A 13,062-nucleotide genomic window follows, 5' to 3' on the forward strand; every position below is an offset into this window, starting at 1 on the left:
GTAGATAGTTCAAGTCTCAACTCTATCTTAATGCACTTAGTAGCTTTGATGTGATCTTCGCACCTCCCTTCTAGCACCGTTGTACCAAACTAATGGTGCAACCAGTAAGAACAGGAGTAATCATCATGTCTATTAACGTTGTCGCATCGATATAACCAAAAACCTCTTTCAAGTATGCGTGTTGAGTGCTTTGATAATGGCGTATGCCTCCCCAACTTGTGCGTTGTAATTTCGAAGCGTGAGTGAAGCGCCTAGTAGTTGTTTTACGCGATACATAGCGGTCTCCGACGATGAAGGCCTGTGGTAACCATACTTTCGTTCCCACTTTTTTCGAACCATAGAGCTTTTGGTAAGAAAACAACTTCTCAATGTTTCACCTGAGCATAATCGCACCGTCAGCAATATTAATTATGTGTTAGTTAAATTGGTCAAGAGCGGTTCAACTTCAGTTGCAGTCGAAATATTGGAATCAATCTTAACTGTAGGTATGGAAGTCACGGACTTAGGTTATTTATCTAATGAGTTACTGAGCAAACATCGAGATTTACTTAACCACCTAATTACAAGGTGGTTCAAACCCTAGGTAAAAACCAATAACAACTTTGCTGTAACAATCAACTAATTGAGTAAGCCAAGGCCGGCCCAATGACTTGCAATGCTCTTCATGTACAACAAAGCGTTCCACCACCGTATGATCTATTTCTACCCTCTCAAAGACGTAAAAACTCAACATCTTTTTCCCCATCCGACGAAACTCTATTTTCACGACTCGCTCCCCCTTCTCCGCGGTCAGTAATTCGAAAGGGGCCTTCTTTTTAACCCGTTTCCGAAGGGATTCATAAGTTGGGTATTTGTACTTCGTTCCATTGTTCAGATTATGCTGACGTAATTGCCTTCGCACGCGCTTGTAGGCCCTTCTGATACGCGCTTTTCGCCCAAAGATAACTTTTTCTACAGCTTGTTTCATCAAAGCATCAACGAATGTTAGTTCTAGACTTTACTATTACCCTTATCTTTATTCCTTGGATCTATATAATCAGATACTCTGAAAACCAACCACCGGTGTATTGATATTGCACTTGGAATAATCCTGTCATATAACCGTTGTAGTACAACACGATGTGGTTCAATAGTCTTTGGAATGATTTTTCGCACTTACAGTGCTAAATAACGAAGAATGCTTAGACGAAAAGTAATTTGAGTGGCTATATTGTCAGGAAATGCAGATATATCTCGATATGTTTCTTCATCAACATCGCTGGTATCGACACCCTCTCATTTGGCTCAGGCTTTTCTTGCTGAAGTGCCGACTTCCGATGAAAACTCGAGAACGATTTCTTAGGCATAACAACCCAATTCAGATTCGAGAGGAGGTGAGGTCTCTAAGCTTGTTTTCAGTAGGCTTCGAGAGAGCAAATCACACAGGAATGGAAATATTTTTCTTCCATTTAGACAGAGGTGATGTCCTAAACTTTTCGCTGTTTGGGTACCATTCAGTTTTAACATCGTAAGGAGAGTTTGATGAAAGTGGTTCGGTTATCTCTTGAGGAATATCGATGCAAAAGTTTAAGGTTGCTAGAGATAACCTCATCCAGTATTTCTTCCTCTGTAACCAGTTCTAGCTCCAAACCTAACGCAAACGCGCCTTGTACTTTTGCTTCCCATTCACATTGAAATGCCGATTTTGAACTCTCCATATCGGATTTTACTTTATACAGCGTATATTCACCGGTATCAAACTGATACTAGAAAGTCTGGAACATAGGTATGGGTTTTGCTATTGAAGCAGTATGAAAGCCGTATCGGCTAGGAGCAAAAACGAACGATGCTAAGCTCGAAATCAAAATGATAACAAGCGGCACATTCTAAAATGATTCTACCGTGACTCTTTTTCCCATCCTAGCACTGACGTAACGGTGTATGTTTTTCACGTGATTTAGTTTAGTTTCGAGCAGGAGTGTCAAACGCAGTTTCAAGTTAAAGCAGGCTGGCTGTAGAAGGGGAAGGTAAAGCAGACATAAAACTGCCTCTTCAAAAATGTCATAAACATAAAAAGCAATAGACTTATGAAGAGGCAATATCAAATTATGGTTGCACCAAGTATCAATATATGGTTGCTTTTACACTTGTTACATTCAGTCGATTTACTCTTTACCGAACACGTTGTTCTCTTGTTCTTGAACGCGGATGAATGTAGTACGCTTGGTTAGCTCTTTAAGCTTTGCTGCACCCACGTATGTACAAGTTGAGCGAACGCCGCCAAGGATGTCTTGAATAGTGCCGTGAACGCTACCACGGTATGGCAATAATACGGTTTTACCTTCGGCCGCACGGTAGCCAGCGACACCACCTGAGTGCTTATCCATCGCGCTCTTCGACGACATGCCATAGAATTTCATGAACTTCTCGCCGTCTTTCTCGATCACTTCGCCGCCTGACTCTTCGTGACCCGCTAGCATCCCGCCTAGCATTACGAAATCCGCGCCACCACCGAATGCTTTCGCTACGTCACCCGCACAAGAACAACCACCGTCACCGACGATCATGCCACCAAGGCCGTGCGCTGCATCACCACACTCGATGATTGCAGAAAGCTGCGGGTAACCAACACCCGTTTTTACACGAGTTGTACATACAGAGCCTGGGCCGATACCCACTTTAACGATGTCTGCACCAGCTAGGATTAGCTCTTCACACATATCACCAGTAACCACGTTGCCTGCAGAAATGACCTTGTCTGGGAACTCAGCTCGCACGCGTTCAACATACTCGACCAAATGCTCTGAGTAACCATTAGCAATGTCGATACAAATGAAAATAAATTCATCTGAAAGCGCCATGATGTCTTTGGTTTTTTGGAAGTCTGCGTCAGATGTTCCCGTAGACACCATAACGTTATTCATGGTTACTTTATCTGCTGATTTAGCAAACTCAGCCCAATCTTCTACCGTGTAATGTTTGTGAACAGCGGTCATTACACCATGCTCAGCCAGCGCTTTAGCCATTGCAAAGCTACCAACCGAATCCATGTTTGCTGCGATTACTGGCACACCAGACCATTGACGACCACTATGCTTGAATGTAAAATCGCGGGTTAAATTTACTTGAGAACGGCTCTTAAGGGTAGAACGTTTCGGGCGAAACAGTACATCTTTAAAACCTAACTTAAGTTCTTGTTCGATACGCATTGTGTAATTCCTTGATTCATATGTATATGTGTCATTCCAGAGTGCGTAGTGATTTCGTTGGCAGACGAGTTCACTGTTCTTCGGACACAAAAAAACCGGAGCGTTGGCAGACGCTCCGGTTTTCAGCATTATAGGCTGTGATTTATTTCCTACAAGTCTGATATTTGAATTTTTTTTGTGATACCATCTTGAAAATCGCATATCAAAAACGCTCCCCAAGTCACCAAAACCTCTTATTATTTATAACTATCAACAACTTGAGAAAGCACTTGAGTTAACCTATTGCGCAAACCTTTGCGTCATATCTTAAAAATTAAAACGCATCACCTCTCAAACCTGCCTAAAACTCAATCACCTAATACTAAGATGCCCTGCTAATTCGTAAAACAGTACTCAAAAAAATCGACCAATTTTCTCAGCAATGCATGAAATCTAATTAATTTCGATAGAGCTCTTGGGTGATAGCGGTACGAAGAGTGCTAACGACATCACTTGCCAAAAGACCAATTTGACCATTCTGACTCACGTTTATATCAGCAGCATGACTGTGAAGTACCACACCTAAACGTGCGGCAACAGAAATTGGTAAACCTTTGGCTAGTAATGCACCAATGACTCCAGATAACACATCTCCCATTCCCCCCGTCGCCATTCCGGCGTTACCCGCTAGACAGACGTACATTCTCGTTCCATCGTAAATAAGTGTCCCCGCGCCTTTTAAAACCACTACACCGCCATAACGCTCTTGCAGTTGTCTTGCAGCAGAGTATCGGTCACTTTCTATTTGTTGAATGGTTACATTTAGTAGTCGAGCAGCCTCTCCAGGATGCGGCGTGATCACTCGATGGTTGTCGTACACCAGAGTGCCATCGCATCGCTGGCTCAGCATCGCTAGAATATTGAGGCCATCAGCATCAACAACTTTAGGTTTCTGCTCTTGAGCCAGATATTGATAGGCTTGATAAGCCCACTCATCATCTCCAAAGCCAGGACCAAACACTAATACGTCAGCCCAGCGAATGCGTTTAGTTAAGTCGTTCTCAGTATCCCTGAGTAAGTCAGCGGTGATGCTCTGGCTCATTACTTCTGGGCAACCAACCTGCAGTGGAATAAGGCTACTCGTGTGAGTAATTGCGGCAGTTAAACCCGCTCCGGCTCTAATCGCAGCGGAGGAACATAAACGAATCGCTCCAGACATCCCTTGGTTGCCACCAACACAAAGCAACTTCCCGTTGTCACCTTTATGGACCGTTGGATTTGGCTTAGGCATTAATCTTGAAACAACCTGATGATCAATACCTAATGCACTTTCTACTTCGATAGTATCAAACTCGGTATTGACGCCTAAACCGCAAAAGTAGAGCTCACCGACTCGATCTCTCGCTTGTCCAGTGCATAAGCCTTGCTTAACCCCAATGAAGGTTACAGTATGCTCGGCACGAATAGCATCACCTAAAACTGCACCTGTATTTGCACAAAGCCCAGAAGGAACGTCGACTGCAATCACAGGGGTATGAATTTGATTAATTTGGTCAATATAGCGACGATACTCCGAACGAACCTCACCGCTTAAACCAGTGCCTAACATGGCATCAATGATCACATCTGCTTCTAGCAATGCGGTATTCCATTCATCCCAATCATTGTTAACACCGTCGATTGACTGCCAATCTTGGTATGCGCGCAAAGCATCACCTTTTAGCACAGATACATCACCAATTTGGAAAACATGTACATTGAGTTGAGCTTGTTTCGCAAGAGATGCAAATACGTAACCATCGCCACCGTTATTCCCTTTACCGCAAATCACTAGGATATTTTTTGATTTAGGATACAAATGTAAAAAGCGCTCATACACGGCCATACCAGCGCGTTGCATTAAGCTATACATAGAAACACCAGCCATTTGCGCAGCCAGTGTTTCACCGTTTTTTACTTGCTCTGCGGTGTAGAGTTTTAGGGCGAGATTAAAGTCCATGTTCACGTTCTACGCATTGGGAAACACAGTTATAAGTATACAAAAAAGCCAAGGCGGACCTTGGCTTTTGAGAAAGTTTTTTATCGCTATTGATTCTGAGACATCAGAGCTTCAGCCGTCGCGTCTTGTATAGACAAAAACAACGAGTTGATTTTTCCAGTCGGTGTGCGCATTGGGTTCAACGTAACATTCTGGTACATAAACTCCGCTTGCTGCGTGACTGGTCGAACATTGCGACAGCAGAATAAGTAAGGTCGTTGTCGCCATGTGATGAAGCTGCGGCAGCCTAGGTCATACACTGGTTTTGTTTTTAATTTAAACCACTCCTGTGGGATTTCAGGGAAGATATCAAATATAGAACGACCAATCGCATCATGAGACTGCAAACCACTGTGATGAGTCATAAACCCATTCCAGACCTGTACATTGTAATCTCGATCAATGACCACTAAGCCCATATCGACGTTTTGTACCATATCCACCATCCAATGGAATTGTTCAAACTCTGCTGGCATATTCAACATTAGAACTCCTCCATTAGATAAGACAGTTTGTTATCAAGCAACGGCAAGGATTCATCCACAAACATAAACAACAAGTCACAACGAATCGACGTTCCTTCAATGTTGTAGCTCACTTCGAATGTCATCGTGCGGCTGAATGCTCCAGTTGTAGATTCAATGATCGAGTCAATTGAGATATGCTGACCAAGGAGTACTGGTGGACTTTGGAAGAATCGGACTTCAGACTGCTCGCCTAAACCATTTAAGAACGACCCCACCAAAATATTAGAAATATCCATTAGCAGCTCAAGCTCTTCTAGCTCTTCGCTGTCTGCTGGTACTTTCATCAACTTTTTGAGATCAGATACGCTCGAATCACTCAAAATCACTAGCGCTTCGCCAGCAATACCTTCGCCACAAAATCCCTGACAAACGCCCGATACGTTGTCATGCGACGCCAAGTCGCGTAGCGCCATGTGAAGTTCGCTCACTTCAAAGATATTGACGTTCGGCAGAGGTAGTTGCACAAACACGTCAAAGTGACGCGCCAACGCATCGGCTGCTCGACCAATTGAAACGTTAGCCACTTCCATGTAAATATCGCGACGACGTAAAATCGGTAACTCAATAGAGACAGGCGTGATAATTTGAGGGCAAGGTTCTGGCTCGACCAACTCTTTAAGCGCCTTCTTGAGTTCATCTTTGGCGATCGGTTTTTGAATAAACGCTTTTGCACCCAGTGCGAACACACGCTCTTTCGCTTTAGGTTGGATATCCCCCGACACAACAACCACCGGAGTTTTATCCCCCAACCGTTGCATGTGCTCTAGTGTTTCAAAGCCATCCATTTCTGGCATGGTCAAATCAAGAAACATCAATTTAAACTCGTTTTTTTCGAGTTCTTCTAGCGCGTTTTTTCCGTGGATAGCAAACGTAATATCGGCATTCAATGTGGCTGGTAGTGATCTCGCCATCTGTTTGCGTGCTAACGCTGAATCATCACAGATGAGTACGGGAAAAGACATTCAATCACCTTTTTATATTCCACAATCTGCGCCGGAGTCTAACAGATTGTTACAGCATGTAATACGAGAAAACTGACGAGTTTTTTATTTCTTTATTATTCAATAAGCATACGCAATATGAATGAATGAGTGAACAAAATGACTAAAAAGCAAGCATCACATTCGCTGTTTAGTGACATAAAACAAACATGGGTAAAACTCCTCCACCCAAAGTAAGCAAAAAGTTGCATCTAACATCCAAAGCCCATTTTTGCTCGAATTTCATTCTTTCCATTTCCATAATGGGTAAACTGTAACGCGCGAAAACTAAAAAGGCACCCTGCTAGAGGATGCCTTTAATAATAATTTCATCGATCAGATATCAATTCTATGGCACACCATGACCTTTAGAAGCCACCCATACGCGATACCATTGCTCTCGAGTAAGTTCGATATTCAATGCATTAACTGCAGTTTGCACACGCTCGATTTTACCAGAGCCAATGATTGGAATAGGGTTAGATGGCAAACGACGTACCCAGGCATAAATTACTTGGTCAATACTCGCTGCGCCCACTTCTTCACGAATTGCTTCTAATTCGTTACGGACACGAACAGCTTGCTCACTGTCACCACTAAAAATTGAACCACCACCGAGGCAAGACCAAGCCATTGGTCGCGTGCGCAACATTTGCATTTGATCAAGCGTTCCATCGTGTGCAACCTCAAAGTTAAGTGGGTTGATTTCCACTTGGTTAGTAACCAACGGCTTACCTAAGCGAGATTGCAGCAGTTCAAACTGGCGTGGAGTGAAGTTAGACACGCCAAAGTGCTTCACTTTGCCGACTTTGTGAAGCTCAGAAAATGCTTCTGCAACCTCGTCTGCATCCATTAACACGTCAGGACGATGAATTAAAAGTACGTCGATTTCATCCACATTCAAACGTTCTAGCGAGTTATTCACCGATTGGTAGATATGTGCTGAGCTCGTGTCGTAGTGATTGATCTTACGCTCTGGCGTTTTATCGCCACACAAATTGATGTCGCATTTCGTCACGATCTGAATTTGCTCACGAACACTCTTGTCTAAAGCTAGCGCTTCACCAAACAACTTCTCACACTCGTAATTACCGTATATGTCGGCGTGATCGACCGTGGTAATGCCTAACTCAATATGTTGCTTAAGAAATGACAAACGCTCTTGAGCCGTCATTCCCCACTCAACTGCACGCCAATATCCTTGAACCAGCTCTGAGAACTCTGGGCCTTTTGGTGCAGTTACTACTTTTGCAACCATGGATTTTCTCCTTCAATTGATCTGCATTCATCGTAGTCTTGTTTTCGTACCGGCTCAACGGGTAAACTTTCGCAATTCGAACTGGAGTACGAAATATGTCTTTTGCCCAACGCCTAGCCACCCTGATCGGAGAAGAAAGCATCAGCGGGTTCGCACGACGCGTCGATGTGTCTGAAGCTTTAATACGCAAATACCTTAAAGGCAGTGAACCTAGCCTAACTAAAGCAAATCAAATTGCAATGCGCGCCAATTGCTCTCTCGAATGGTTAGCAACGGGATGCGGTTATTTATATCGCCGTGCTGAAGTCGTGGATATGGATGCGTACAAACTTGCCTTTCAACACGTTATGAATCAGCCGTTGTCAGACGATGCAGAAGAGCTACACCGCAAGCTAATTGCAGGATATCAATACCTGCGCGCTCACAAAAAATCGGATGGTTTTTTGGATGAATCAGCAATGGCGACCTTCCTATCTCTCCATAAAGAATCTAAAAACGAGTCACTTTGACCTCGATAATTTCGCCATCACTGCGCAAGTCCACATTTAAGGACGGTGATGGCGTCAGAAACTCGTCCGGTTTTACCCAAAGCAAACTTCGAATCGCTTCTTGCGGATAGCGGTTCATCAACAAAATAACTTCTTTATCGACAAGTTCGGAAGATTTCTTTTCCAGAGCTTCAACGACATCATAGTGTTCTTGTCCGATAGTAACTCTGCGTAAAACTAACCCATCCTTTCTTAAGTTGAGGAGTAAGTCATTCAGACGCTGCCACTCGTATTCAGTGAGAAACGAGAACTGAGCTCTTTCTCTTCTCAAAATCACTTCGCCATACAAGTGCTGCTGGTAGTACGAAAAATCATCCAAACAAAATGCGCTGATAAACGTTGAGTTGTCCCGCAACTGCACTTCGCAACCATACCAGCTTCCACTTTTTTCTATACGTTCTTTTAGATTGGAATATGGCATTGCTGACAACGTGTCTTGCCACCAGTTCGGCGTTGAAAGTGCCGGAAACGTTACCGAACAACAACATAAAGAAAGTAAGAGTCGAAGATAAAAGCGCATGCACTGCTCTAGTTGGTTGACATCGAACCAAGACATTACTAACTGCAAGAAAATGTTCAAGAGAAAAATAGTGGCAGGTGGTGATGAAAGTTATAACGCAGAAATTAAGAAGGCGCACATGTGCGTGCGCCTCTACCTCGTTACTCAATCGTGAGTGTGCGAATCGGCGATGTCTATTGATGCATCCCGAACATAAAACGAGGACTTACCGTAGGGTTTGAATCCATCCAAATTGTGTGTAAAACCTCACATCCCTCCTTCTGAAGCAGTCATGTTGCTTTACATTTAAAGCATGGTTCATTTTTCTCAAAAAACAAGTTTTTTATCCTAAATTATGAGAGCAATAGCACAATCTGAGTGAATGAATAATATCGCGACACTTCAAACACTCAATAGTGAAAAGCTAAATTGCATCTTTATTGATTAGGTCTAGACTCTGCGAAGCGTATACTTTCTTTCGTCCCTTCCCCCAGCAACAGGAGAGCTTGTTAATGACCAAACGCGAGAGAATTGTGAAATCTGTGTTGGCGCACGTACCGAAAGATGCGATTAACCAGTTTGTCTCTCGAGGGTCAACACCATTTTCTGTTCTCATTATGGCCGCCATTGTGGGTACGTTGGCTGGTTTTGTCGGTACGTATTTCGAGCTTGCCGTTCATTTCGTTTCTGAAACACGAACAGAATGGTTAAGAAGCGAAATTGGTAATGTTCTACCGTTGTGGCTGGCAGCGGTTCTCATTAGCGCACTTTTAGCTTTTATTGGCTATTTTCTTGTGCACCGCTTTGCGCCAGAAGCGGCAGGTTCTGGTATTCCTGAAATCGAAGGGGCAATGGATAATATTCGTCCAGTGCGCTGGTGGCGAGTTCTACCAGTAAAATTCTTCGGCGGCATGGGCGCACTTGGCTCAGGTATGGTGCTGGGTCGTGAAGGCCCAACCGTTCAAATGGGGGGCGCTGTTGGTCGAATGGTGACCGATATATTCCGGGTAAAGGATGACGATACCCGCCACTCCCTGCTCGCTTCTGGTGCTGCTGGCGGTTTGGCTGCGGCTTTTAATGCCCCACTCGCAGGCATTATGTTCGTTGTGGAGGAAATGCGACCTCAGTTTCGCTACTCTTTGATCTCAATTCGCGCAGTGATCATTTCTGCCATTATGGCGAACATAGTGTTTCGCGCCATCAACGGGCAAGACGCCGTTATCACTATGCCGCAATACCAGTCGCCAGAGCTTCAAACCCTATGGCTGTTTTTATTGCTTGGCGCATTGTTTGGCGTGTTTGGCGTGATCTTCAATAAACTGATTACCGTGGCACAAGACAGTTTTGTCGCAATTCACAAAAACGATCGTAAGCGCTACTTGATTGTGGGTTCGTTACTGGGAGGCGTGTTTGGTTTGCTTCTTTTGTACGTACCCCAACTAACTGGTGGTGGTATCGGCCTTATTCCTGACATTACTAACGGTAACTACTCGGTATCCATTTTAGTTTTGCTTTTCTTTGGTCGTGTAATTACAACCCTGCTCTGTTTTGGTTCTGGTGCGCCGGGAGGCATCTTTGCACCTATGCTTGCTCTGGGAACCTTATTTGGCTATGCGTTCGGATCAAGTGCTGATGTCTTGCTCCCTGCGCTTGATATCGAGCCTGGTGTATTTGCGATTGCGGGCATGGGTGCCCTGTTTGCTGCAACGGTACGTGCACCGATTACTGGTATTCTGTTAGTGATTGAAATGACGAATAACTACTACTTAATCCTGCCATTGATCATTACTTGTTTGGGCGCTGTGATTATTGCTCAATTGTTGGGTGGACAACCTATTTACAGCCAGCTGCTGCATCGCACAATCAAAAACGAAAAGTTACGCCAGCAGGATCTACCGGAGAATCAATCAACATAACATTCTCTTTGTTATCACTTCGCTCCAGACTACTAAGGGTTTGGAGCGATAAACTCTGCATTTTTACATCTTTTCCCAAATATTCGATACCAAACTCACAAAATTATCATTCTCTGATATTTGCTCACCACCTTTCATGAGAAACCCCTCTCCATACTTGTTAGTATTCGCTACTTAAATAGAGCATTTCATCCAAATCGTCATGTTTCGTTTCATTCAGGCAAAAATCAAATGGAGTAGATTTGAACTGGAGAAGACTTGTGCAGTTTTATAGTGTCCCGCCGTCTCAAGCCGCGTTGGCACTAGGTATGATAGGTTTAGGGCAAGCTTGGGCACTCTATGTTCCTGAGATTGGTGAACCGATACGCCCATTTTTGGCGTCACTCGGCGCACTTTTACTCGCCCCTGTACTCATAAAATATGCCGCTAATCCACGATTATTCATGGTCGACATTCGTCACCCGCTGAGTGGTAGTTTAATGGCACCAATGAGTATGGCGTTACTGATCCTTGCAGATTATCTTGCCGCTGTAGCGCCTATCATCGCTTATCCACTTTGGTTTATGGCGCTTTTGCTGCATTTTACTATGATGGTGCTGTTTTTTAGCTTTCAGCTAATGAACTTCAAAATGTCCAATATCGTACCGAGTTGGTTTCTTTATCCGGTGGGGCTGATCAGTAGTTCACTAGCCGGTTCTCAACTAGGTCACAACTTATTCTCCGAAACGTTAGCGATGATGTGCATCGGCATTTATTTCTTCATGCTGCCACTCGTGTTGTATCGTTTGGTGTTTTTCGGCTCTCTACCAAGGCGAGCAAGACCGACCCTCGCGATTATGGCCGCGCCGGTAAACTTGTCATTAGCAGCATACTTGGTGAACTTTCCCTTACCTGATCCGATACTAACAGGCGCATTGGCAGGGATCGCCATCACTATGACTTTATTGATCTACTTATGTTACTTCCGCTTACTTCGCTTGAAGTTTCAACCTTCTATCGCGGCAGTAACCTTTCCTTCCGTGATCAGCGCTATCGCAATGCATCGCTTAACCTCTTTTTTTGCCGAATCGCACCCTCACTGGCACTGGCTGCACGACTTTGGTTTTCTAGAGCTCAGTATCGCGACTGTATTGGTTGTTTGGGTATCGGCAGGTTACGTCAAAATGTATTGGCCAGAAATCATGAAGTCATTTTCTAAACAAGCATAAAAAAAGGATGGCGTTTGCCATCCTCTTAGAATAGTGCTTGGTTACCTAACGTAAACCGTGCAGAAACTCGGCACGCGTTGCTGGGTTGCTTTTGAAGATACCGCCCAATGCTGTTGTCGTGGTTTCGCTGGTTGCATCCATCACACCGCGAGATTTCACGCAGTAGTGTGTTGCGTCAATCGTCACTGCCACATCATCGGACTCAAGCAACGTTTGAAGTGCAACAAGAATTTGCTGAGTCATACGCTCTTGAACTTGTGGACGCTGGGCAAAGAAGCGAACGATACGGTTGATCTTTGACAGGCCAATGATCTTGCCACGTGGAATGTAAGCCACAGCAGCCTTGCCATCGATGGTCACAAGGTGGTGTTCACAAGTACTGGTCACTGTGATGTCCTTCACGCGAACCATCTCGCTCACGTTCATCTTGTTCTCAATCACCGTGATTTTAGGAAAGTTGGAGTAATCCAGACCAGAGAAGATTTCGTCAACGTACATCTTAGCAATGCGGTGAGGGGTTTCTTCTAGGCTATCGTCAGTGAGGTCAAGTTGAAGTAGACCTAAGATCTCACGCATGTGGTGTTCGATCTTCTCTTTCTTCTCTTCACGACTTACGTTGTTTGGACGCATTGGCGTTTCCAAACCGCGTTGCTCTAGCGCTTCTTTTACTAACTTCGCTGACTCGCTAAGACCTGACATTCCACTTCCTCTTTTGTTTTACTTCAGCCTTCGTACAAACCCAATCAAAATTGCATTCATACTTTTCGCTTTGAGTTGCTCAGTTCGTGTCTTTACACCAAGTCACATCAGATGAAGGTACTGAGCTGATTTTCTTGAGCTCCGCAGGTTTTTTACCCCTTTTGGATGGCTGACAAGGATACTCGGATTTTTGAATAATTACACCCATATTTTATAGGTGGA

11 protein-coding genes and 1 pseudogene are annotated in these 13,062 nt (G+C 44.2%); 3 read left to right on the forward strand and 9 right to left on the reverse strand.

Features of this window, described 5'->3' with window-relative positions; translation table 11 throughout:
• Positions 1 to 168: 168 nt before the first annotated feature.
• From R8O11_RS04320 to R8O11_RS04350, 7 genes and pseudogenes are all read right to left on the reverse strand, one after another.
• Positions 169 to 349: pseudogene (locus tag R8O11_RS04320) on the reverse strand (IS5/IS1182 family transposase); the annotation flags it as partial.
• A 207-nt stretch (positions 350 to 556) separates the two neighbouring features.
• Positions 557 to 967, reverse strand: coding sequence for a hypothetical protein (locus R8O11_RS04325; RefSeq protein ID WP_225452424.1), 411 nt, complete (start codon positions 965 to 967; stop codon positions 557 to 559).
• A gap of 1,177 nt (positions 968 to 2,144) precedes the next feature.
• On the reverse strand, positions 2,145 to 3,188 hold the full coding sequence (locus R8O11_RS04330) for a GMP reductase (protein WP_005373458.1): 1,044 nt from the start codon (positions 3,186 to 3,188) through the stop codon (positions 2,145 to 2,147).
• A gap of 436 nt (positions 3,189 to 3,624) precedes the next feature.
• Positions 3,625 to 5,166 (reverse strand): NAD(P)H-hydrate dehydratase, encoded by a 1,542-nt coding sequence (locus R8O11_RS04335; protein WP_318193948.1) that lies wholly within the window; start codon positions 5,164 to 5,166, stop codon positions 3,625 to 3,627.
• An 86-nt stretch (positions 5,167 to 5,252) separates the two neighbouring features.
• Positions 5,253 to 5,690, reverse strand: a complete 438-nt coding sequence (locus tag R8O11_RS04340) for a PAS domain-containing protein (RefSeq protein WP_005373463.1) — start codon at positions 5,688 to 5,690, stop codon at positions 5,253 to 5,255.
• Positions 5,690 to 6,694: a response regulator gene (locus tag R8O11_RS04345; RefSeq protein WP_213886148.1), complete on the reverse strand. Its 1,005-nt coding sequence runs from the start codon at positions 6,692 to 6,694 to the stop codon at positions 5,690 to 5,692. Before R8O11_RS04345 ends, R8O11_RS04340 begins: the two co-directional genes overlap by 1 nt.
• Before the next feature lie 367 nt (positions 6,695 to 7,061).
• A complete protein-coding gene (locus R8O11_RS04350) occupies positions 7,062 to 7,970 on the reverse strand; it encodes an aldo/keto reductase (protein ID WP_213886149.1) in 909 nt (302 codons plus the stop codon).
• A gap of 95 nt (positions 7,971 to 8,065) precedes the next feature.
• Between R8O11_RS04350 and R8O11_RS04355 the strand changes: the two genes are divergently transcribed.
• Positions 8,066 to 8,479: a helix-turn-helix domain-containing protein gene (locus R8O11_RS04355; RefSeq protein WP_005387686.1), complete on the forward strand. Its 414-nt coding sequence runs from the start codon at positions 8,066 to 8,068 to the stop codon at positions 8,477 to 8,479.
• Here the strand turns inward: R8O11_RS04355 and R8O11_RS04360 are convergent.
• On the reverse strand, positions 8,460 to 9,074 hold the full coding sequence (locus R8O11_RS04360; RefSeq protein WP_246542898.1) for a hypothetical protein: 615 nt from the start codon (positions 9,072 to 9,074) through the stop codon (positions 8,460 to 8,462). The two genes, R8O11_RS04355 and R8O11_RS04360, sit on opposite strands and share 20 nt — an antisense overlap.
• A 455-nt stretch (positions 9,075 to 9,529) precedes the next feature.
• Between R8O11_RS04360 and clcA the strand changes: the two genes are divergently transcribed.
• Together clcA and R8O11_RS04370 are read left to right on the forward strand one after the other, a co-directional pair.
• On the forward strand, positions 9,530 to 10,933 hold the full coding sequence (gene clcA, locus R8O11_RS04365; protein WP_213893508.1) for a H(+)/Cl(-) exchange transporter ClcA: 1,404 nt from the start codon (positions 9,530 to 9,532) through the stop codon (positions 10,931 to 10,933).
• A 260-nt stretch (positions 10,934 to 11,193) separates the two neighbouring features.
• A complete protein-coding gene (locus R8O11_RS04370; protein ID WP_005373475.1) occupies positions 11,194 to 12,141 on the forward strand; it encodes a TDT family transporter in 948 nt (315 codons plus the stop codon).
• A gap of 45 nt (positions 12,142 to 12,186) precedes the next feature.
• Here the strand turns inward: R8O11_RS04370 and folE are convergent, their stop codons facing one another.
• Positions 12,187 to 12,840, reverse strand: a complete 654-nt coding sequence (gene folE, locus R8O11_RS04375; RefSeq protein WP_005373478.1) for a GTP cyclohydrolase I FolE — start codon at positions 12,838 to 12,840, stop codon at positions 12,187 to 12,189.
• Positions 12,841 to 13,062: the final 222 nt, after the last annotated feature.

Source organism: Vibrio sp. 1288, assembly GCF_033344475.1.

Coding starts and splice junctions, on each gene's coding strand:
- R8O11_RS04350 (WP_213886149.1), bottom strand. CDS start 7,970: ATGGTTGCAAAAGTAGTAACTGCACCAAAAGGCCCAGAGTTCTCAGAG.
- R8O11_RS04340 (WP_005373463.1), bottom strand. CDS start 5,690: ATGTTGAATATGCCAGCAGAGTTTGAACAATTCCATTGGATGGTGGAT.
- R8O11_RS04355 (WP_005387686.1), top strand. CDS start 8,066: ATGTCTTTTGCCCAACGCCTAGCCACCCTGATCGGAGAAGAAAGCATC.
- R8O11_RS04335 (WP_318193948.1), bottom strand. CDS start 5,166: ATGGACTTTAATCTCGCCCTAAAACTCTACACCGCAGAGCAAGTAAAA.
- R8O11_RS04330 (WP_005373458.1), bottom strand. CDS start 3,188: ATGCGTATCGAACAAGAACTTAAGTTAGGTTTTAAAGATGTACTGTTT.
- R8O11_RS04345 (WP_213886148.1), bottom strand. CDS start 6,694: ATGTCTTTTCCCGTACTCATCTGTGATGATTCAGCGTTAGCACGCAAA.
- R8O11_RS04325 (WP_225452424.1), bottom strand. CDS start 967: ATGAAACAAGCTGTAGAAAAAGTTATCTTTGGGCGAAAAGCGCGTATC.
- clcA (WP_213893508.1), top strand. CDS start 9,530: ATGACCAAACGCGAGAGAATTGTGAAATCTGTGTTGGCGCACGTACCG.
- R8O11_RS04360 (WP_246542898.1), bottom strand. CDS start 9,074: ATGTCTTGGTTCGATGTCAACCAACTAGAGCAGTGCATGCGCTTTTAT.
- folE (WP_005373478.1), bottom strand. CDS start 12,840: ATGTCAGGTCTTAGCGAGTCAGCGAAGTTAGTAAAAGAAGCGCTAGAG.